Here is a 19,812-nt window from a genome sequence, read left to right as displayed (position 1 = left end):
GCGGATTACTGAGTGGCGGTTACCAGGCGGCGAAGTTCCTCCACGCGCGAACGTTGCACAGGGTCGGCCGCGCCATTCACGAATCGGACACCTTCCGCCGCTAGCACCTCTTCGACGGACTCCGTTCGGTCCGGGTCCGACCAGCTGAACCCGGGGGAGCGGCGGCCAGTACTGCCCAGGACGCGGTAGGCGTTGGTGCAGTCGGAGCACTTCATCACGTGATTGCCGAGAGGCTGCGCGGCCGTGCCCACCAGCTGGGCGAGATCGCCGTACGTCGTCCATCGGCCGGCCGGAAGTGCCTCCAGGTATCGGTGCAGGTCGGACCAATCACGGCGGTCGGATGTTCCGTTGACGAGTTCGGTCAGATCGACCCCGCCTTCAGTAGTCCACCAGGCGGGCCCTTGGATCGAGGCTTCCACTCCGGCAGCCTCTCGGAGGATGTGCCGGGCGAGGGTCGTCGGTTTCCAGGACTGCCCGTCTGCGGCCCACACGAGCGGGGCCTGCGGATCGTTTTGCCATGAAGCGCGCCCACGCTCGGGGGCTTCGGCGACCCAGGATGCGATCGCAGCCCTCGTCGCGGCCGTCGTCCCGTGAGTGGGCAGCAGCGTGAGGACCTCACCATCCTCAAGGAGGCCCGCATCCACCAGGCGGCGCACAGTGCTGGCCGTGCGGCTGCGCTCTGCGGCCTTCTCGGTGGCCACCCGTGCTTCGGCGCGCACCGGGGCGAGCGTGAACTCCTCGACCTCGGCCGTGGGGTACACCTTGGTGAAGCCGGCGACCAGACGCCCTTCGACCCGCCACACGGTCACCGAGATCAGGGAGATGTCGACGCCCATCTCCGACAGCCACACCGCAGTGTGGGTCACCTGGCGAGGGAACGAGCCGGCGATGAGCACCAGGCGGGGCCGGCGGAGCACGTCCGGATCGAGGTCGCCTCCGACATGTTCGGCGATGCGGTCCGCTGCTTCGGCGATGGTGAGAGGCTCCCCCCGCCTGGTGCGGTACTGGGCATAGGCGTCGGCCAGCGTCTCGAGCGTGAATCGGGACACGAGGGCGGCATACGTGATCGCCTGGAGGTGCACGTCACCGCCGGAGTCGTCGCGCTTGAGCTCGGCGACCACGAGCCGGCCAGAGGAGTCGAGCCCGAGCACATCGAGCCGGTCGCGTGCGCGTGTGCCGTCCTGGCCCGTCCACCGGTCGAACTCGGACGTCACGATGAGGACGTCGTCGCCGAGAACCTGCGGCTGATCGAGCACCCACTCCTGGAGGTGTGCGCGTTCCTCCAGGTCCACTTCTCTGAGTGAGTGGGTTGCGGCGGGACGGGCAGAGCGGCCGTCGACCTCGAAGAGCATCGTCACGGGTCCCATGCTGCGACGGAGAGAGCGTCGCAGACTGGAACCTGGCTGCAAGGATTCGCGTGTCTCGATCACCGCGCGTCGTTCGTCAGCCGCTGGAGACGCCTCGCGGTACTCAGGAAGGCCGTGATGGTGCGGACGGCGCCCTCGGGTCCTCGTACTGACAGGACCGCAGCATCATCCAGCCGCGGTCGGCCAGCTGAGGCCGTCAGGCGACCTTGGCCGCGTGGAAGATGTCCGCAGGAAGCGCATGATCGAGCTGCCAGAGGATCCGCATCGGTCGCTCACCGGTGTGCGACAGGTAAGTCATCGGGCCGGCGTACAGGTACGGCGGCGTGCCCAGCGTTCCGTCCGAAGTCTTTGTCTCGCGGACGAACAAGTGCACCGAGGTGCCCAGCTTGCGGTGGTTGATGTACCGATGCCCAGTCGCGGAGCCCTCGGCCGTGTTGTTCTGCGACTCCCACTGGAACAGCCTCGGAGAGATGGCGTGGTCCGCGTACAAAGTCGTCGGGGAGAAGTGCGCTTCCGACTTCACCAGCGTCACGAAGAAGACGTCGGCCCGATCGTCCGGAACCCATCGCACTCCCGAACCGAAGGTGCCGTTGAGGTTCTCCATCCCGAACGCAGCCAAGGCTTCGTCCCGGCTGTATCGGGCGTGCACGTGCAGCGGCCGAGGGCTGGCGATCTCCAGAGCCGGTGCGACACGGTGGATTCGGTCGTGCAGCACACCGCTCAGTTGGCGGAGCTCGGCCGCGCGTCCCGGGTGAGCCAGTAGCCGTTCCAGGCTCGCTTCGACTCCGCTGAACGGTGTTCGAGTGCCGAAAAGAGAGAAGTGCAGCATCGCTGCGAGGCGGCGGGTCCGGTCATTGAGCTCGAACTCGTCCGCGGTGATCGACTGGAAGAACCGCAGCCGTTCGTCGTCGTCCACGTGAAGCATGCGGCCGAGCGCCGCACCCAGAGCGGCGTCGTCGGGCCCGGCGACGCCATCGTCCCAACCCGCCGCTCGCTGTAGATCTAGCCAACTGCGACCGCTGCCGCGATACAGGTCTTCGAGCTCCACGCCGGCCTCCTCCAGGAACCCGGCCAGCGTCGGCCGCTGGAGACGACGAGCCTCGGCGGTGAGTCCCTTCCAGGAGACGTTCAGCGACGACTTGATGTTTTCCAATACGAGCTGCTGCGCCACCCGGTCCAGCTCAATGTGGCAGCCGGCCGGAAGCAGCGGGAATCCCTGCTCAACGTCTCGTTGCAGCCCTCGCCGGGAGCTGCCGGTGAGAGCGCGGAACCGAAGGTCGAAGCGAAACTCCTGGTGCTGCGCCCCGATGAAGTCGAGAACCGTCAGGCACGACTTGTCCTCGGACAATCGCAGGCCGCGCCCGAGCTGCTGCAGGAAGACAGTGGCGCTCTCCGTAGGCCGGAGAAACAACACAGTGTCGACGGCCGGCACGTCCAGCCCCTCGTTGAACAGATCCACCGTGAACAGGACGTTGACCGTGCGGTCGCGCAAGGCGGTGAGAGCCGCTGCGCGGTCCTCACGGGAGGTTCCCGCGGTGACAGCGAGGCTGGGGATTCCCGCGTCGGTGAAGCGGCGCGCCATGAACTCGGCGTGCTGGATGCTCACGCAGAAGCCCAGCGCCCGCATCCTGGCAGGCTCGTCGACCTTGTCACGGATCGCTTGGAGAATCAGCCGTACCCGGTGGTCGTCGCCGGTGTAGATGTTGGTGAGCTCGGCGGTGTCGTAGCCGCGTCCGCGCCTCCAACGCACCTGCTCCAGGGCAACGTCGTCGTGGATGCCGAAGTACTGGAACGGCGCCAACAGCCCTTGCTCCAGCGCCTCCCACAACCGCAGCTCCACCGCGGTGCGGCCGTCGAACCATTCGCGCACGTCGGCGCCGTCCGTCCTTTCGGGCGTCGCGGTGAGCCCAACGAGGACCCTGGGGGTGAGGTGCTCAAGAAGGCGACGGTAGGTGGTGGCCATCGCATGGTGAAACTCGTCGACGACCACCAGGTCGAAGTGCGCCGGATCCAGCTCCGCTAGGTCGAGCTGGGCGAAGGACTGGACCGATCCGAAGACGTGGCGCCACTCCCGGGGGCGCTGGCCACCGACGTACAGCTCACCGAAGTCGCCTTGGCGCAGCACGTGACGGAAGGTCGACAAGCTCTGTGCCAGCAACTCCTCCCGGTGGGCGACGAAGAGGATGCGGTCGGCGGTTCCTGCGGCCCGTAAGCGCTTGTAGTCCAGCGCGGAAACCACGGTTTTGCCGGTTCCCGTCGCCATCACCACGAGATTGCGCCACCGGTTGTGGACAGTGCGCTCCGCATCGAGCTCGTCGAGGATCTCGCGCTGATAGCCGAACGGCCGGACGTCGAGCGACGTGATCTCGATGGGCAAATCCGTCGGGCCTCTGTGCTCCGCGCTGAGCGCGGTGCGAAGCCGATTGCCGTCTCGGGTGGGGTCGTACGTCTCGAACGACGGATCGGCCCAGTAGCTATCGAATGTCTCAGCGAAGGTGTCGAGCAGGTGCCCCTGCTCGACGCTGGACAGGCGGACGTTCCACTCGAGGCCGTCTGTCATCGCCGTCCGGGACAGGTTCGAGGAGCCGACGTAGGCGGTCGACATGCCGCTCGCGCGGCGGAAGAGCCAGGCCTTAGCGTGCAGCCGCGTCGTCCGCGTCTCGTAGGAGATCTTGACGTCGGCGCCCAGCTCGACGAGACGGTCCAGAGCGCGCTGGTCGGTCGCGCCCATGTAGGTCGTGGTGATAACCCGGAGCCGACCGCCGCGCTCTTGCAGTTCGAGCAGTGCTTTCTCCAGCACGCGCACACCTTGCCACTTGATGAATGCGCAGAGCAGGTCGACGTCGTTAGCCGAGGACAGCTCCCGGGCCACCTCGAAGCCAATCCGAGGCTGTCCGCGGCCGTTCACCAAGAGGGCGCTCGTGGATAGCGGCGTGGCCGGACGTTCGGGGAAGGACACGGGGCCGGGAACCGCTCGGGGTTCCGCGACGGCGAGAAGGGTGCGCGGAGGATCCGCGACCGGCTCGTCGGGAGCGATGGCATCCGCTGAAAGTTCGCTGATCACCGTGACGATGCGATTGGCCAGCGCAACCTGGCGGGCGACGGCAGCGGCGTCGGAGCCGCCGGCCGCCCGCAACGCCCGTCTGGTCAGGTCGGTGATGTGGCGGGTCAGCGCCTCGTGGGCGTCCGCAGGGTCGAGTCCGCCGAGGTCAACGAGCTCTGGCGGAAGCTCTGCCAATGACTGCAGAAGCCGATCGGTAACCAGGTGTTCGTAGAGCCCGGCCGGCAGGTCACCGGCTCGTGGAGCTCTGTGCGAACGCACTTCCCGGCTCATCCGGGGAGCACCAGACCCGTGGGCTGCATCGCCAAACGCCCGGAGGCGATGGTGCGCGCCAAGGCCGCATGCAACACCGCAACTTGAGCAGAAGTCCGCCGGCGCAGCCCGAAGACGTCGAGAGTCTGCGCGAACAGCTCGTCCTGGGCCATGCCCGCTACGGCCCGACAGAGCGCCACCATCGCGTTGCTGATCTCTTCGGGAGCCACGTGCTCCAAGGGAAGATCAGTTGCGCTGGCCTGCCGCTGGAATCCCGGCCCACGTTGCTGGCTGCAGCGTGGCCGGCGCGAAACCACCGGCACGCGGTTGTGGGCCAGGGCGTAGCTCAGGATCTTCGCGGCAGTGACGTCGGTCGCGACCGGTTGAGCCGATGCGGTGGCACCCCGTTCGGCGTCAGACGGCATGTTGTCGGCCCCCCGTGGTGTCACCCATTCCGTCTTCCTACCCGCTGCCTCTGATGCGGGCGCGGAAGCCGGTGCAGCGTGATGCCAATGGGTCGCTTGTGGAGCAAGATGCGCGCCCGCGACGACCGATTGGCGTGGCTACGGGTTCACGCCGGGGCCCCGTGCCCGACTGTCCCCCTCATCTCCCTCCGACGACGTGGTGTCACGGGGGCGTGATTACGACCAATTCTTTTCGGAGGTCCAACCGGTGGTCCTACCCCTCATCCCTCTCGTCCTCATCGGGCTCGGCACCGGCACGGGGGTCGGTGGACTGGCCACCGGCGTCATGGGCGCTCTGAAGATGAAGGACGCCGGGGCGACCGCCGGGGCGGCCCAGAAGCGGTATGACGAGTCGACGGCTCGCACCGAGGAGCGCGTCGGGAAGAGCAACGAGCGCATCCAGCAGTACGGCCAGCAGCAGGAGCAGGCCCGGCGGCTGGTGATCGAGCGGATGGCCGCGTTCGTCGAGCGCCACCGCCAGCAGGTCAAGCACGGTGCGGCGCAGTTGCTCGACGGCATCGATGCGGAGCAGCGAGAGATCGACGCCTTCGCCGGGGCCCTGACCGCGGACGTCAACTGGCTCAAGGGCGCCGGCATGGCCGCGTTGACCGGAGCCGGCGCCTCCGCGGGCATCCCGAGCGCGGTCACTGCTCTGGGTGCGGCCAGCACCGGGACCGCCATCAGCTCGCTGTCCGGCGCCGCTGCGCAGAGTGCCACCATGGCCTACCTGGGCGGCGGATCCCTTGCCGCCGGCGGGGGAGGTGTCGCCCTCGGAACCGCCGCCCTCGGCGTGGTGACCATCGGACCGACCATGCTCATCGGTGGTCTGACCTTGAACGGCCAGGGCGAGAAGGCGATGACCAACGCGAAGGACTACGAGGCGAAGGTGGCCATCGCGGTCGAGGACCAGGCGGCCTTCCGTTCAACTCTCGACACGCTGGACACTCGCGTCGAAGAGGTGAGCGACGTCCTTGCCGGACTCGTGCAGCGAGCTCAGGAGGCACTCTCCACGCTGGAGCAGCTGGACTTCGACTCGAAGCAGCACTCCGGCGAGTTCAAGCGCACGTACTCCCTGGCGCGGGCGGTGCGAGACATCTGTGCAGTGCCTCTGATCGCCGAGGACGGGCGGATGAACTCGGACATGACCAGCGTGATCCTCAAGTACAAGGAGATGAAGTGACGGTCGCCAAGAAGCCGGTGGAGGGGGTCGTCCTCCCGCCCGCCGCGTCCACGCTGCGCGCGGCCGACGCCCTCGGGGCGCTCAACAACGTCATCGACGGCACCCGGGATTATCTCCGCCTGCGCAAGGAGGAACAGACCAAGCGCACGAAGATCGACGCCTACGCGACGGTCGAGGTCGCTCGCATGCACGAGGCGAGCTCCCTGCTCAAGAACTACTTCGAGCAGGTGTTCGCGGAGCGGTCCACGACGATCGACGGCCTCTTCCGACACCTGGACGTCGCCATGGCGAGTGGTGACGAAACAGCCACCACGGCCGCGCTCGAGGGCATCGTCGACCTGGCCAAGTCGTCACCCCTGGCCGACATCGGTGACCTGAGCCAGGTACGCAAGGCGCTGGACGACCCGGACCACGTCTGGGAGCTGTAGGCGGTTCGGGCGCACGAGCGATCGGGAACCTGGCAGAGCCTCAGCTGTTTCCGTACCGACCAAGGCCCGCCACGACTACGATGTAGTCATGGCGACGCCTCGTTCCGTGCGGTTGTCCGACGACGTACTCGGTCGCCTCACTGATCTGGCCGGGCGGCGTGGCGCCTCGGTCTCCTCCACCATCGAACGGCTGCTCGACGAGGCGCTGCGCCGGGAGGCTCATCCGGGGATCACCTTCCGGGACGGCCCGAGCGGCCGGCGGGCCGGTCTGGTGGCCGGCCCGGACGTCGACGAGGTGATCCGGACTATCCGTGGCATCCAGGAGGAGCGACCGCAGGACGTCGTTGCCGCGGTCGTCGAGACGACCTCGCTGACCGAGGTGCAGGTGCGTGCTGCGGTCGCCTACTACGCCGACCACCCGGCCGAGATCGACACCAGGATCGCCGCGAACGGGCGGGCCGCCGAGGAACTGGAGGCGGCCTGGCATCGCCAGCAGGAGATCCTGGCCGGCCCGAGCCGGTGAGGCTGCTGCTCGACGAGATGTACCCGCGACGGCTTGCCGAGCAGTTGCGAGCTGAGGGCCACGACGTCGTCGCCGTCGTCGAGCTACCGGACCTGGTGGGTCACGAGGACGCCGACATCGCGCGCTGGGCCCGGCAGAACAGGCGCGTCGTGGTCACCGAGAAGATCGTCGACTTCGCTCCGCTGGACGTCGAGGAACATGCAGGCCTGCTGCTGGTCAACGCCCGCCGCTGGCCGCGTACGCCGAGTGGGCTACCGCGGTTGCTGGCGGCTCTGCACGCCCGACCCGGCGTCGACGACCGCAGCAGGCGGAGCGCCGGCCTGGTCGAGTGGTTATGAGCGCGCCGTTCCCCGGGCGGCGCCGTCCGTGACAGGGTTCCGAAGGACCGACTCGCAGCACCACGGGGGAACGTTGCCGCACTCACCGATGTCCGTCGCGCTCGATCCGAGTGGGAACTGAGCCATGCAGCGCGTCGACGCCCGGCTGGTGCTCAGCCCCAGTGACCTGACCCGGCACCAGGAGTGTCACCACCTCACCGCGCTGAACCTCGCGGTGGCCGATGGCCGCCTGCAGGCGCCGGTCGACGGTCCCAGCGACCAGACGGTCCTCGTCGCCGACCTCGGGATCGCCCACGAACTCCGCTACCTCGAGTCGCTGGAGGCCGCGGGCCTGCGCGTCGCCCGGCTCCAGGACGCCCGCAGCGAGACCGCCACCCTCGACGCGATGCGCGCCGGCTACGACGTCATCCACCAGGCCACGCTCTCCGACGGCCGCTGGGGCGGCCAGGCCGACTTCCTCCTCCGCACGGAGGCTCCCTCGGACCTGGGGGAGTGGTCCTACGAGGTCGCCGACGCCAAGCTCGCCCGCCGCATCAAGGTGCCGGCCCTGCTGCAGATGGCCACCTACGCCGACCGGCTCGCCATCCTGCAGGGCCGCGAACCCGAGCACATCTCCGTGGTCACCGGTGACGGCGAGCGGCACCCGTGGCGGCTGGTCGACGTCGCCGCCTACGCCCGCCGCGCCCGCACTCGGCTGGAGGGCTTCGCCGCCGACGTCCCGCCCACCGAAGCCGTCCCCGTCGCCTACTGCGACCGGTGCGCGTGGCAACCGCGCTGCGCCGGCGAACTGCGCGCCGGCGACGACCTCAGCCTGGTCGCCGGCATGCGCGGCGACCACCGTGCGGCACTGCGGGAGATCGGCGTCGCCACCCTCGAGCAGCTCGCCGACGCCTCCGACGAGGTCCTCAAGGCCTCCGGGATCAGCCGCGGGACCCGCGAACGCCTGCGGGAGCAGGCCCGGGAACAGCTGCGCGGCCGGGAAGCCGGCATCCCCACCCGCACGCTCCTGCCGCCGCAGGAGGCGCAGGGCCTGCGGCGACTGCCCGAACCCAGCCCCGGCGACCTCTACCTCGACTTCGAGGGTGACCCGCTCTCGGGGGACGGCGACGGGCTCGAGTACCTCGCCGGTCTCGGCGACCGCGCCGGAGACTTCACCGCCCTGTGGGCGCACGACCGCGACACCGAACGCCGCATGGTCGCCGACCTGCTCGATCGCATCGTGGATGCCTGGCGCGCAGACCCGGGCATGCACGTCTACCACTACGCCGCCTACGAGGTCAGCGCGCTCAAGCGGCTCACCGCCCGGTACGGCGTCCGCGAAGCCGAGCTCGACCAGCTGCTGCGGGCCCAGCGATTCGTCGACCTCTATCCCGTCGTCCGCCAGTCGATGCGGATCAGCAAGGACTCCTACTCCATCAAGAAGGTAGAGGCGTTCTACGGGCGCGAGCACACCGGCGACGTCGCCGATGCCATGTCCAGCGTCGTCGAGTACGAGAAGTGGTTGACCGACCGCGATCCCGCCCGCCTGCAGTCGATCGAGGACTACAACAAGGACGACGTCGACTCCACCCGCGAGCTGCACGACTGGCTGGAGACCCAGCGGACCGAGCTCGAGGCGCTGCACGGCCCCCAGTCGCGCCCCACCGTGCCCGAGGTGACCGGTCCCGCGCCACGGTCGGACGCCGAGGTCGCCGAACTGGCGCTGGTCGAGCGGCTCCAGGAGCGCCGGCAGGAACTGCTCGGCGACCTCGTGCAGTGGCACCGCCGCGAGGCCCGCCCCGGCTGGTGGGAGTTCTTCAGTCGCGGCGACCTCGAGGACGAAGAACTGATCGAGGACCGGACGGCGATCGGTGGCCTGTCCGGCGGCGGTGAGATCGGCGCCGAGAAGAGGAGCAAGCTCTACGCGTTCACCTTCCCGCCGCAGGACACGAAGCTCTCGGTCGGCTCGAAAGCCTTCGACGTCGACAGCCGGGTCCGGGTCGGTGAGGTCCGTGAGATCGAGCCCGTCGCCGGCCGGGTCGTGGTCAAGAGCACCAAACCGCCCGCCGGCCCTCGTGGTCTCGGGCCGGAAGGTCCGCTCGACGACCGCCCGATGCGGGAGTCGATCGCCGCCACGGCCGAGGACGTCCTCGCCGGCCGACCCTCGCTCGCGCGTGCGCTGCTCGATCGCGTCGTCCCCTCGGACACCCGGCGGCTGCCGGGGGAGGAGGCCGGGGACGCCGTCGTCCGGATCGGCCTCGCGCTGGACGGGGAGGTCCTGGCCGTGCAGGGGCCGCCGGGCAGCGGGAAGACGCGGGCGGCGTCACGGCTCATCCGCGAGCTGCTCGACGCCGGGAAGACCGTCGGCGTCACCGCCACCTCCCACGCGGTCATCGGCAACGTGCTGACGGCGGTCGGCCGGCCGGCGCTGCAGAAGTGCGAGGAACGCCAGTCCTGTGGCGCCCCGGGCGTGGAGTGGTCGAAGGACGGCGACGACGTCGCCGACCGGCTGCTCAGCGGCTCGGTGTCGCTGGTCGGCGGCACCTCCTGGTTCTGGTGCCGCTCCGACCTGGCCGAGGCCGTCGACGTGCTCATCGTCGACGAGGCCGGGCAGTTCTCGCTGGCGAACGCCGTCGCCGTCGCCCGCTCGGCGAAGTCGCTCGTCCTGCTCGGGGACCCGCAGCAGCTGGCCCAGCCCATCCAGGCGCTGCACCCTGGCGACTCGGGCTGCTCGGCCCTCGAGCACCTGCTGGAAGGCCACGCCACCGTGCCCGAGGACCGCGGCGTGTTCCTCGACCGCACCTACCGGATGCACCCGGCACTGACGGCATTCGTCTCCGATCTGGCCTACGACGGGCGGCTGGAGTCAGCGGCCGGACGCGAGCGGATCGCCGTCCTGGACGGGGCAGCCGTCTCCGGCAGCGGGCTCGCCGTCCAGTTGGTGGAGCACGGGAAGCCGTCGGCGGCGGCCTGCGCCGACGAAGCGGCGGCGGTCGCGGAGCTGTGGCGCTCGCTGCAGGGCGTGGGATGGGTGGACGCTGTCGGCGTCGAGCGGCCGGTCGCCGCCGACGACGTGCTGGTCGTCGCGCCGTACAACAACCAGGTCGGACTCATCCGCGAGCTGCTGCCGGACGGCGCGCGGGTCGGGACGGTCGACAAGTTCCAGGGCCAGGAAGCTTCGGTCGTCATCTACTCGATGACGTCGACCAGCGCGGAGGACGCCCCGCGCGGCGTCTCGTTCCTCTACGACCTGCACCGGCTCAACGTCGCTGTCTCGCGGGCGAAGGCGCTGGCGGTCGTGGTGATGAGCGAGCAGCTGCTCGATGCCGCGGTGCGCACTCCGGAGCAGCTCCGCCAGGTCAACGCGCTGTGCCGACTGGTCGAGATGGCGACCGTGAGGAGCTCCAGGTGACCGTCGAGCTACCGGTGCACATCGACCGTCTGTAGCCTGCCGTTCTCCTGGCACGTGGCCGCTGAACTGTGTTGGCGGGTGCCGGGCCACCGGGTGTACGAGACCCGTCCGGCCGGGGGCCACTACGACTGCCTGTCGATCAGGTGACCGAACCTTCGGGTCGACATCGACCGCGGCGGCTCCATCCACGCCCACGGTGCGCCAGGGGGCCACGAGGAGCCGCCGGTCCTCCTGGACCAGGTGCGGGAGTTGTCGTTGATGCCGGACGGCGTCAGCCGCGCTGTCGCAGCTGTCCTCTCGCGCTACCGCCTCGCCGTCGGCGCCAAGCGGCCGCCCACCACGGCCGAGACCCTCACTTACCGCGTCATCGCAGCCGCTCTGTCGATGCACTTCTTCCGTTCGCACTGGAACTGCCGGGCGCTCGTGCCCGGGAACGAGTACGCGGAGCTGCCTGCCCAGCCTCCCGCTTCGGAGCTCGCGGCCCTTCCGGCCAACGAGGTCTGGGCCCTGACCCGTGATGGGAAAACCGGTGGCCCATCTGGCGCACGGCTGGCAGTGACGTCGAACGGCGAACGCCTGAACCTGCTGGCGAGTTACGACCGCGGCCTGTCCGTCGAGGAACTGGCTGCCCGGGTGACGGCTGCACCGGCTGCCCGCACGTCGAGTCCATCACAGCTCGCCTACGCGGACCGGCAACAGCAACCGCCCGACTGGCCCACCAACATGTGACGTGAGCTGCGATCGCCGCATGCGCTCAGACGGCGCCCCATCAGTGCTGGCGGCCGACTCGGTGGACCGCCCGGTCCAGTGCGTTCGGCGCTTCCGGTTCCTTCACACCGTTCCCGTGCCGGTCTGATCCTTGGCCCACCACAGGAAGGCCGCGGCGTGACCCAGGTCGTCGAAGGCCGGCGGGAGAACGCTGACCAGCAGGTCATTGCTCCAGGTGACCAGCCGGCCAATCGTCCAGGACACCTTCTCGCGCGCCGGCAGATCGAGGCCGTACACGGAGGCGGCGATCTCCTTCTTGCCCCCCGACGGAGTCGAGTACTTGAGGATCGGCAGAAATCGATCCGGGTAGACGATGCACAACACGCGCGTCAGCAGCGACTCCTTGAAGCCGGTCATCCCAAGTCCTCTGCGCTCTTCGACGAGGTCGGTGAACCGGTCTTCCAGTCGGGTGCCATTCGGGCCGCGGAGCAAGTGTTCGATCGTCGCGCGCACCCGGTCGGCCGCCTTCGCCGTGCCCATCTCGTTCCAGGCGGCGTTGAAGACCGACATGTTGCCCGGGTGCGCCAGGATGGTGTTGTTCGCGAAGGCCTTGAGGTCCTCCGGGGCGGCCTCCTTCAAGCCCTGCTCGCTGAAGATCTGCTGGTACTTCTGCCGGTACGGCGCATTGTGCGATTCGGGACTCGGGGTCACCGCAAGGAACCGCGCGACGAGGGCATCCACCCGCTGCTGCGCCTTCGCAGGGACGTCGTCCTTAGTGGGGAACTTGGCCTTCAGGCTCTCGTAGGTAGCGGAGACGGGAGGCGCCGGCCTTGGCGGCTTCTCGCCGCGGACCCACTCGTGGTCACAGTCGAGGCATCGGACGACGAGTCGCCCGTCGCGCAACTTCTCGACGCCGTCGAGGTCGCCGCTGTCGCACACGGGGCACGTGGGCAGAGCCATGTTTCTCCTCAGTTCGTCTTCGCGGCGAGGCGCTCGAGCGCGGTGGTGAAGCTGTCGTTCCAGAGGCCCAGGTGCGGCCAGCGCTCGGCGACGTGCGCCGTCGCCTCCTCGACCGACATCCCCTTCTCGCGCACCAGCCAACCGCGCAGCACCAGCCCGGTGCGGGAAGCGCCTCCGTGGCAGTGCACGAGCAACCGGCGCCCCTCGTCTTGCAGCGCCGCCATGTCGTCCAGGACGTCGGCGAGCATGACGTCGAGATCGGCGTTGTGCTCGTTATCGGCGATGTAGGCCATCCGGTGCAGCGGGTGGGGAAACGGCTCACCGAGCCGGCACAGCGAGATGACCGCGAAGTCCTCCTCGCTGTAGCGCGCGCCGTCGAGGTTGCCGGCCCAGATGCCGGGCAGCACCTCGGTCGGGCCGATCCGCGGGATCACGCCGGGGTCGTAGTTCTGCTGCACCCCGCCATCCAGTGCGGCGGCCAGCTGCTGCAGGTCGGCCAGCCGCCAGACCTTGTCGCCGTGGCCGGGCACCCGCCCGTGCACCACCGACGCCCACCGGCTCGGGATGCCGCCCATCCCGTACACCGCGCCGGCCAGCCCGCCGGCGACGCACGCCACCGTGTCGGTGTCCCCGCCGAGGTCGATCACCAGCCGCAGCACCTCGGCGAAGTCCCGCCCGTGCCGCAGCGCCCACACCGCCTGGCCGAGCGTCGGCCACACCGCGCCGTTCGACTCGGTGGCCTGGCCTGGCGTCCAGTCCGGGGCCAGCACCGCCGCCCACCGCTCGCGGTGCTCGGGCAGCACCGCCTCCAGCGACGTCGGTATCGCCGCGAGCGGGTCGCCCCCGTCCAGCGCCACCCGCATCAGCTCGTGGAGAATCGCGCATCCCTCGCCCGCCGACGGGTCGCCGTGGGTCAACGCCGAGATCCGCCGGGCGGCGTCCATGGTCGCCTGGCGCCCCTCCCGGGAGAACCGGATGGCGGCCGGCGTCGTCCGCATCAGCGAGCCGTTGCCGGCCGCGTGGCCGGAGTGCGCGAAGTGCTCAGCCGCGGCGACGTCCCACGGCCGGCCGGAGCCGAGGACGGCGCGCGTCTGGTTGCCGATGTCCGGCGGCCCGGCCTCCGCCCACGCGCGGAACCGGTCGAACACGTCGGTCTCATCGAGCCCGCTCCGCTCTACCAGCGAGGTGGCCACCAGCAGCGCCATCTGGGTGTCGTCGGTGAACTCGCCCGGCTCCCAGCCGAGCGAGCCGCCGCCGCACATCTCGGTCTTCGCGCCGCGCGCGGGGGAGCGGAAGCGGGTGGAGAACCGCCCCGGGGGACCGAACTCGAAGGGGGCCCCGAGGGCGTCGCCGACGGCGGAGCCGACGAGCGCGCCGGCGACGCGGTGCGAGCGGTGCATGCGCGGGGTCATCCGGGCCTCCTGGGGCAACGGCGAAGAGGGGCTGGTGCGGTCGAGCCGAGCTGCCGCCACGGAGCGTGCCAGGCCGCTCGACGTACACCCGGCCGGCCGGCCGAGCGCTTCCTCAGCGGGCCTGGACGAGCAGCGGCTGGGCGACCTCGCCGATCGAGCCGCGCATGTCGGAGAGCTCGCCGTGGCACAGCCCGATGCCGTCGGCGGCGATCTGCGTGCTCTTCGCCCCCGGCCGGCCGGTGCCGGCCCGGCCCGCGTCGTCCGCCGAAATCCGGGCCTGGGCCCGGACGCAGGGCATCGACGTCAGCGACCGCGGCCGGATCCCGGCCGACCTGCTCCGTCGCTATCGCCAGTCGGCGGGCTGATCGGGGGCATTCATGGCCGGGCGGCAGGGGGAGCAGCAGGGAGGTAAGCGCTGTCGCAGGTGGTATCACGTCGGTACCATGGCGCTCATGGCCATGACGCTGCGCATCGACGACGAGCTGGAGAAGGCGCTCGCAGCCCTCGCGGAGGCGGAGGGGACCTCGCGGCAGGAGATCGTCCGGCGCGCCGTCCTGGAGCGGCATGCGCGCAGCGGTCACGCCGCGCGGGTACAGGAGAGCTCCGCGCGGCTGGTGGAGCAGTGGGGCGATGTCCTGCATCGCCTCGGTACGGCGTGAAAGAGGTCGAGTACCTCGACCTGGAGGACCTGCTGGGCCTGACCCGAGCACTGGGTGCAGGACCGGTCAGGGACGTCGGACTGTTGGACTCCGCCGCCGGCCGTCCTCGTGCCCAGGCGTTCGGCCAGGACGCCTACGCGACGCTTCCGTTGAAAGCTGCGGCCCTGCTGCACTCGGTCGTCCGGAACCACGCGCTGGTCGACGGCAACAAGCGACTGGGCTGGCTGGCGACGGTGGTCTTCCTCGACCTGAACGGCCTCGCCCCAGACCTGGACGATGACGCAGCGTTCACGCTGGTGATGGACGTGGCGGCCGGCGGCCTCGACGTCGAGGCGATCGCGTCCCGCCTCCGGGTCGTTTCTCGCTGAGTCCTCCTCGGGGCCGGCGTCCAGTGCTCCCGTAACGCTCCCGGTTGGCGATGAGCCCCCCCGTCGGATTGCCGAGGTGATCCTGGGGCTGGTGTGGCAGGAGCGGACCTGCTCGGCACGAAACCCGCGGTTCCGTCGTCCCTCCATGTCATGGTCCGCGGCGTCCGCCCCCTTCGGTCGACGTCCGGCCGCGAGTGCGAAGGAGCCGTCGTGACCGTTGCCGTCGTCGACGTGGAGACCACCGGCCTGTCCCCGCGGGCGGACCGGGTCGTGGAGATCGGTGTCGTCCTGCTGGATGACCGCGGTGAGGTCGAGGCCGAGTTCGAGACCCTGGTGAACCCGGGCCGGGACGTCGGCCCGACCGGGCTGCACGGCATCGGCGCCGGCGACGTCGTCGACGCGCCGGCCTTCGCCGACGTCGCGGCGCACCTGCGCTCCCTGCTCGCCGGGCGGGTGCTCGTCGCGCACAACGCGCTGCTCGACCTGCGCTTCCTCGCCCGCGAGTTCGGCCGCGCCGGCCAGCCGACCGCCCTGTCGCCGTCCCTGTGCACCATGCGTCTCGCACCGTTGTTCTTCGGGTCGGGCACGAGGTCGCTCCAGGCGCTCTGCGGCTTCCTCGACATCCCGCTCGTCCACGGGCACGCCGCGCTGCACGACGCCCGCGCCACCGCGGAGCTGATGCTGGCCATGCTCGCCTCCGACCTCGGAGGTGGGTCGCTGGCCGGTGCCGGGGTCCGGGTCGACTTCGCCGACGACGGGAGCTACCGCGGCTTCGAGGCCCTCGACGGCGGCTGGAGCGACCTGGTCACTGCCGCGAGCGCGTACGCCGACGGCAGCACGTGCCCGCCGTGCCGGACACTGCCCCGCGACGCCGCCACCGCCGCCGTCCGCGAGCGGGACGGCTACCTGGCCGGTCTCGTGGCTGCCCTCCCGGCACTCGATGATGCGCCGCCCAGCATGGCGCCGTACCTGACCGTGCTCGACCAGGTGCTGGAGGACCGGCTGGTCAGCGTGGCCGAAGCCGACCAGCTGGTGTCGCTGGCCGGCGAGCTCGGCTGCGGGCCCGACCACGTCACGGCCGCCCACCGCATCTACCTCGAGGCGCTCGCCACCGCCGCGTACGCAGACGGTGTCGTCACCGACGGCGAGCGCGCAGACCTCGACCGCGTGGCGGCCCTGCTCGGCATGCGCAGCAGGGACGTCGACCTGGCGCTGTCGGTCGTCCGCAGCGGCGCTCAGGTCTCGCTGCCCCGGCGGGCGGAGGTCTTCGCGCCCGGCGACCGGATCGTCTTCACCGGCGCCATGAGCCGCACCCGCGACGAACTCGAGCAGGCCGCCCGGGACGCGGGGCTCCAGCCCATGTCCTCGGTGTCGAAGCAGACCGGGGTCCTCGTGTGCGCCGACCCGTACTCCCAGTCGGGCAAGGCGAGCAAGGCGCGCGCCCTCGGGGTGCGGATCATCAGCGAGGCGGTGTTCTCGGAGGCGCTCCCGGTCACCGGGGTGCGCGCGTGACCGCACGCCTGTTCCCCGACGACCCGCAGTTCGGTCACGCCTCCGAGGAGCTCTTCGTCCGGACGTTGCGCGAGCAGTTGCCGAACGACGCGGCCCTCTTCTGCAACGTCCGGCTGAGCGACCGCTCGCAGGACCGCGAGGCCGACGTCGTCGTCGCCTGGCCGGGCGTGGGCGTCGCCGCCATCGAGGTCAAGGGCGGCCACGTCACGCTGCAGCGGGGGGAGTGGCGGCAGGCCGGCGACGGCACCGACCGCGTGATCCACCCGGTCGACCAGGCCGTCGCCTGCAAGTACCTCCTGTGCGGCTACCTCGCCGAGCACCCCCGCTGGACCGCCAGCCGCCCACGGGCGGCGCACCTGGTGGCGCTGCCGGCCACCACGCTGGCGTCCGACTTCATGGCGCCCGGCCTCGCCCGCTGGATGGCGATCGACACGACCGACGTCCCGCACGCCGCCGCCCGGATCAGGGCGGCACTGGACAAGGTCCGGGACGAGCCCGAGCCTCCGACGGCCGAGGACGTCGAGGCGCTCGTCGACTGCCTGGCCGGCACCGCCATCCCGCAGCAGCACCTGCTGGCGGAGCTCGCCGAGCGCGAGGCCGCCTGCGACCTGCTCACCAGGGACCAGGCCAAGGTCCTCGACCTGCTGGTGTCCTTCGACCGGGTGGAGATCCGGGGCGGCGCCGGCTCCGGCAAGACCTGGCTGGCGGTGGAGAAGGCCCGCCGCCTCGCCGCGGACGGGCAGCGGGTCGCGCTGATGTGCTACTCCCGCGGCCTGGCGGAATTTCTGAGGCGCCGCGTCGAGAGGCTGCCGAAGCGGCAGCGGCCGGTCTACGTCGGCACCTTCCACAACCTCGGCATCGGCTGGGCGTCGAGCCGGGCTCGGACGACGACAGCCGCTACTGGGAGGAGTTCCTGCCTTCGGCCATGGTGTCCCTGGCGGCGGAGCTCCCGGCGGGCGAGCGGTTCGACGCGATCGTCATCGACGAGGGGCAGGACTTCGCCCAGAGCTGGTGGGACGCCGTCCTGGCGGCGCTGCGTGACCCCGACACGGGCTCGCTGTACGTCTTCTCCGACGAGGGGCAGCGCATCTTCGCGCGGCAGGGCCGGCCGACCGTCGACCTGATGCCGATCCCGCTCAACGAGAACCTGCGCAACACCAAGCAGATCGCCGGCACCTTCTCCAGCCTCGCGCCGGAGCAGATGCGGATCCGGGGCTCCTCCGGTGCGCCGGTGCGCTTCGTCCAGTGCCCGACCGAGGACGCCGTCGAGGCGGCCGACGACGTCGCCGAGTCGCTGCTGGACGACGGGTGGCCGCCCGAGTCGGTCGCGCTGCTGACGACGCACCGGCGCCACCCGGTGCAGGTCGAACGGCAGGCCGAGGGCCAGGACGCCTACTGGGCCACGTACTGGCAGGACGACGACGTCTTCTACGGCCACGTGCTCGGTTTCAAGGGGCTCGAGCGGCCGGCCGTCGTGCTGGCAGTCAACGGCTTCCGGGACGAGGCCCGCGCGCGGGAGATGCTCTACGTCGCGTTGTCCCGCGCCCGCGACCTGCTCGTCGTCTGCGGGGACCTGGACCTGATCCGGCGCGTCGGCGGGGAGGCCGTGGTCCAGCGGCTCACGCAGACCGGTGGACGCGCCCCGGCGCACGCCGGCTGAGGGGAGAGTCGTGGAGTTCGCGCACGAGGGTGTCCGGTACTCACTGGATGCAGATGTGGTCCGGGCGGCGCTGCGCGGGTGCGCCCCGGAAGACGTGCGCACGCACTGGGTGGACGTCGACGGCATCCGCTGGCCCCCGAAACAGGTTTTCGGCCTGGCCACCGGATTGGACCGGTCGACATTCACGTCGCACCGTGCACTCGACATCCTCGGCCGACTCGGCTTCCGCACGAGTTCGTGGAGGAGTGGTCGGCAGACCACCGGGACGGTCCGGACGACGAATGCGCGGACCCAGGCCCCGTCCCCGGTGAGATCAGACCGCCCCGTCGGGAGCGCCGCGGCGGACGATCCCGGCGCCGGGGTCGTCCTCGTCGGCTGCTCCGGGTCCAAGGCTCCCGGCCCGGCGCCCGCAGCCGAGCTGTTCACCGGGGTCGCTTTCCGGAAGGCGCGCGATCTCGCCGCCCGCTCTGGCAAGCCCTGGTACGTGCTGAGCGCCAAGTTCGGCCTGCTCCACCCCGACGAGGTCATCGCGTCCTACGACGCCTACCTGCCGAAGCAGTCAGCCCGGTACCGCAGCGCCTGGGCGGACTGGGTGGTGGCGCAGCTCGGCGAACGGCACGCCCTCCGCGGGATGACCGTGGAGGCACATGCGGGCGGCGCCTACTGCGAGCCCCTGATCCGCCCGCTCGCGAATGTCGGTGCCACGCTGACCCAGCCGCTCGCCGGCCTCGGACTCGGCCGGCGGCTGGCGTGGTACGGCAGCTCGCCGGGCAGCCCGGATGAGTCGGCGGTCGACGTCCCCGGACCTCCGGACGTGACCTCGCTGCTGGACGAGCGCCACGCCGTACCCCCGGAGGAGTTCCTCGCCGCCGGGCGGACGTCGTCCGACCGGCCCGGGCTCTACAGCTGGTGGGCCGACACCGAGGGCGCCCGCGACCTCTCCGCCGGACTCGGTCACCGCGTTCCGCCCGGGCTGGTCTACGCCGGGCGTGCGGGCGGGGTTCGCCCCAACGGGGTCAGCTCGACCAACACGCTGCGGGGCCGGGTGGCCACCATGCACCTGGGCGGCAATCGCAACTTCTCGACGTTCCGCCTGACGCTGGCGGCGTGCCTGTCCCGGCCAGGTCAGCCGCCGATCGCGGAGGCAGATCTCACGACGTGGATGCACGCGCACCTGCGCGTGGCCACGCTGCCGCTGCCTCCGGAGCAGGTGACAGCCGGGGAGATCCGCCTCCTGGAGCTCACCGATGCACCGCTCAACCTGCGTGACGTTCCGCCGACGCCGCTGCGGAAGGCCCTGAGCACTCTCCGCTCGGCGATCAGAGAGCGATAGGACAGGGCTTCGGGGAACCCTCGGTCGCGGGAACGGGGACCCGGGCTGTACGGCACCGTAGCGTCAGGGCCGCGCACGGCACTCACGAAGTCAGGAGTGTCACCGGACAGCGAATCCCGGGCGCCCGTGCCAGCTGGTGATCGGCGGTGCCCAGGCGGGCGCAGCTCCTTCACCACGGGGATCGCAGCGCCGCCGC

At 70.7% G+C, this 19,812-nt stretch carries 18 protein-coding genes and 1 pseudogene; 13 read left to right on the top strand and 6 right to left on the bottom strand.

Annotation, left to right across the window (positions count from 1 at the left end; all coding sequences use genetic code 11):
- Positions 1 to 5: 5 nt before the first annotated feature.
- The 3 genes from QOZ86_RS08790 to QOZ86_RS08780 form a co-directional block, all read right to left on the bottom strand.
- Positions 6 to 1,358 (bottom strand): hypothetical protein, encoded by a 1,353-nt coding sequence (locus QOZ86_RS08790; protein ID WP_348637959.1) that lies wholly within the window; start codon positions 1,356 to 1,358, stop codon positions 6 to 8.
- A gap of 205 nt (positions 1,359 to 1,563) precedes the next feature.
- Positions 1,564 to 4,701, bottom strand: a complete 3,138-nt coding sequence (locus QOZ86_RS08785) for a DEAD/DEAH box helicase (RefSeq protein ID WP_284491580.1) — start codon at positions 4,699 to 4,701, stop codon at positions 1,564 to 1,566.
- The gene (locus tag QOZ86_RS08780) at positions 4,698 to 5,105 is read right to left on the bottom strand and encodes a hypothetical protein (RefSeq protein ID WP_284491579.1); all 408 of its coding nucleotides are present in this window, start codon (positions 5,103 to 5,105) and stop codon (positions 4,698 to 4,700) included. Before QOZ86_RS08780 ends, QOZ86_RS08785 begins: the two co-directional genes overlap by 4 nt.
- A 247-nt stretch (positions 5,106 to 5,352) precedes the next feature.
- On the opposite strand from QOZ86_RS08780, the gene QOZ86_RS08775 reads away from it, so the two are divergent.
- The 6 genes and pseudogenes from QOZ86_RS08775 (at position 5,353) to QOZ86_RS08750 (ending at position 11,733) form a co-directional block, all read left to right on the top strand.
- The gene (locus QOZ86_RS08775) at positions 5,353 to 6,324 is read left to right on the top strand and encodes a hypothetical protein (protein ID WP_284491578.1); all 972 of its coding nucleotides are present in this window, start codon (positions 5,353 to 5,355) and stop codon (positions 6,322 to 6,324) included.
- A complete protein-coding gene (locus QOZ86_RS08770; protein WP_284491577.1) occupies positions 6,321 to 6,752 on the top strand; it encodes a hypothetical protein in 432 nt (143 codons plus the stop codon). The genes QOZ86_RS08775 and QOZ86_RS08770 overlap by 4 nt, the downstream gene beginning before the upstream one ends.
- Before the next feature lie 88 nt (positions 6,753 to 6,840).
- A complete protein-coding gene (locus tag QOZ86_RS08765) occupies positions 6,841 to 7,275 on the top strand; it encodes a ribbon-helix-helix protein, CopG family (protein WP_284491576.1) in 435 nt (144 codons plus the stop codon).
- Positions 7,272 to 7,613, top strand: a complete 342-nt coding sequence (locus tag QOZ86_RS08760; protein WP_284491575.1) for a DUF5615 family PIN-like protein — start codon at positions 7,272 to 7,274, stop codon at positions 7,611 to 7,613. Before QOZ86_RS08765 ends, QOZ86_RS08760 begins: the two co-directional genes overlap by 4 nt.
- A gap of 124 nt (positions 7,614 to 7,737) precedes the next feature.
- Positions 7,738 to 11,004: a TM0106 family RecB-like putative nuclease gene (locus QOZ86_RS08755; RefSeq protein ID WP_284491574.1), complete on the top strand. Its 3,267-nt coding sequence runs from the start codon at positions 7,738 to 7,740 to the stop codon at positions 11,002 to 11,004.
- 54 nt (positions 11,005 to 11,058) lie between these two features.
- A pseudogene (locus QOZ86_RS08750) lies at positions 11,059 to 11,733 on the top strand (TY-Chap2 family putative peptide chaperone).
- Between the two features lie 102 nt (positions 11,734 to 11,835).
- On the opposite strand, the gene QOZ86_RS08745 reads toward QOZ86_RS08750, so the two are convergent.
- The 3 genes from QOZ86_RS08745 to QOZ86_RS08735 form a co-directional block, all read right to left on the bottom strand.
- The gene (locus tag QOZ86_RS08745; protein WP_284491572.1) at positions 11,836 to 12,672 is read right to left on the bottom strand and encodes a hypothetical protein; all 837 of its coding nucleotides are present in this window, start codon (positions 12,670 to 12,672) and stop codon (positions 11,836 to 11,838) included.
- 8 nt (positions 12,673 to 12,680) lie between these two features.
- Positions 12,681 to 14,084 carry an ADP-ribosylglycohydrolase family protein gene (locus QOZ86_RS08740; protein ID WP_284491571.1) on the bottom strand — a complete coding sequence of 468 codons (1,404 nt, stop codon included), beginning with the start codon at positions 14,082 to 14,084 and terminating at the stop codon, positions 12,681 to 12,683.
- Positions 14,085 to 14,196: 112 nt separating this feature from the next.
- On the bottom strand, positions 14,197 to 14,382 hold the full coding sequence (locus QOZ86_RS08735) for a hypothetical protein (RefSeq protein ID WP_284491570.1): 186 nt from the start codon (positions 14,380 to 14,382) through the stop codon (positions 14,197 to 14,199).
- Between QOZ86_RS08735 and QOZ86_RS21150 the strand changes: the two genes are divergently transcribed.
- From QOZ86_RS21150 to QOZ86_RS08705, 7 genes are all read left to right on the top strand, one after another.
- Positions 14,324 to 14,449, top strand: a complete 126-nt coding sequence (locus QOZ86_RS21150; RefSeq protein ID WP_431521207.1) for an Lsr2 family DNA-binding protein — start codon at positions 14,324 to 14,326, stop codon at positions 14,447 to 14,449. The genes QOZ86_RS08735 and QOZ86_RS21150 overlap by 59 nt on opposite strands.
- Before the next feature lie 87 nt (positions 14,450 to 14,536).
- The gene (locus tag QOZ86_RS08730) at positions 14,537 to 14,743 is read left to right on the top strand and encodes a ribbon-helix-helix protein, CopG family (RefSeq protein WP_284491569.1); all 207 of its coding nucleotides are present in this window, start codon (positions 14,537 to 14,539) and stop codon (positions 14,741 to 14,743) included.
- The gene (locus tag QOZ86_RS08725) at positions 14,740 to 15,111 is read left to right on the top strand and encodes a type II toxin-antitoxin system death-on-curing family toxin (protein ID WP_284491568.1); all 372 of its coding nucleotides are present in this window, start codon (positions 14,740 to 14,742) and stop codon (positions 15,109 to 15,111) included. Before QOZ86_RS08730 ends, QOZ86_RS08725 begins: the two co-directional genes overlap by 4 nt.
- Positions 15,112 to 15,321: 210 nt before the next feature.
- On the top strand, positions 15,322 to 16,623 hold the full coding sequence (locus QOZ86_RS08720) for a 3'-5' exonuclease (protein WP_284491567.1): 1,302 nt from the start codon (positions 15,322 to 15,324) through the stop codon (positions 16,621 to 16,623).
- Positions 16,620 to 17,747, top strand: coding sequence for an NERD domain-containing protein (locus QOZ86_RS08715; RefSeq protein ID WP_284491566.1), 1,128 nt, complete (start codon positions 16,620 to 16,622; stop codon positions 17,745 to 17,747). The genes QOZ86_RS08720 and QOZ86_RS08715 overlap by 4 nt, the downstream gene beginning before the upstream one ends.
- The gene (locus QOZ86_RS08710) at positions 17,747 to 18,283 is read left to right on the top strand and encodes an ATP-binding domain-containing protein (RefSeq protein WP_284491565.1); all 537 of its coding nucleotides are present in this window, start codon (positions 17,747 to 17,749) and stop codon (positions 18,281 to 18,283) included. The genes QOZ86_RS08715 and QOZ86_RS08710 overlap by 1 nt, the downstream gene beginning before the upstream one ends.
- A 10-nt stretch (positions 18,284 to 18,293) precedes the next feature.
- Positions 18,294 to 19,616, top strand: coding sequence for a DUF6884 domain-containing protein (locus QOZ86_RS08705; RefSeq protein ID WP_284491564.1), 1,323 nt, complete (start codon positions 18,294 to 18,296; stop codon positions 19,614 to 19,616).
- Positions 19,617 to 19,812: the final 196 nt, after the last annotated feature.

It is taken from the genome of Blastococcus capsensis, from assembly GCF_030165005.1.
In the GTDB taxonomy this organism is placed as follows: Bacteria; Actinomycetota; Actinomycetes; order Mycobacteriales; family Geodermatophilaceae; genus Blastococcus; species Blastococcus capsensis.
The sequence above is the reverse complement of the archived record's forward strand: the minus strand, read 5'-3'. Positions and strand labels throughout refer to the sequence as shown.

What these genes read in the sequence shown, in the direction of transcription:
- QOZ86_RS08765 (WP_284491576.1), top strand. Translation starts at nt 6,841, where the DNA reads ATGGCGACGCCTCGTTCCGTGCGGTTGTCCGACGACGTACTCGGTCGC.
- QOZ86_RS08755 (WP_284491574.1), top strand. Translation starts at nt 7,738, where the DNA reads ATGCAGCGCGTCGACGCCCGGCTGGTGCTCAGCCCCAGTGACCTGACC.
- QOZ86_RS08710 (WP_284491565.1), top strand. Translation starts at nt 17,747, where the DNA reads ATGCCGATCCCGCTCAACGAGAACCTGCGCAACACCAAGCAGATCGCC.
- QOZ86_RS08740 (WP_284491571.1), bottom strand. Translation starts at nt 14,084, where the DNA reads ATGACCCCGCGCATGCACCGCTCGCACCGCGTCGCCGGCGCGCTCGTC.
- QOZ86_RS08785 (WP_284491580.1), bottom strand. Translation starts at nt 4,701, where the DNA reads ATGAGCCGGGAAGTGCGTTCGCACAGAGCTCCACGAGCCGGTGACCTG.
- QOZ86_RS08780 (WP_284491579.1), bottom strand. Translation starts at nt 5,105, where the DNA reads ATGCCGTCTGACGCCGAACGGGGTGCCACCGCATCGGCTCAACCGGTC.
- QOZ86_RS08730 (WP_284491569.1), top strand. Translation starts at nt 14,537, where the DNA reads ATGGCCATGACGCTGCGCATCGACGACGAGCTGGAGAAGGCGCTCGCA.
- QOZ86_RS08735 (WP_284491570.1), bottom strand. Translation starts at nt 14,382, where the DNA reads ATGCCCTGCGTCCGGGCCCAGGCCCGGATTTCGGCGGACGACGCGGGC.
- QOZ86_RS08745 (WP_284491572.1), bottom strand. Translation starts at nt 12,672, where the DNA reads ATGGCTCTGCCCACGTGCCCCGTGTGCGACAGCGGCGACCTCGACGGC.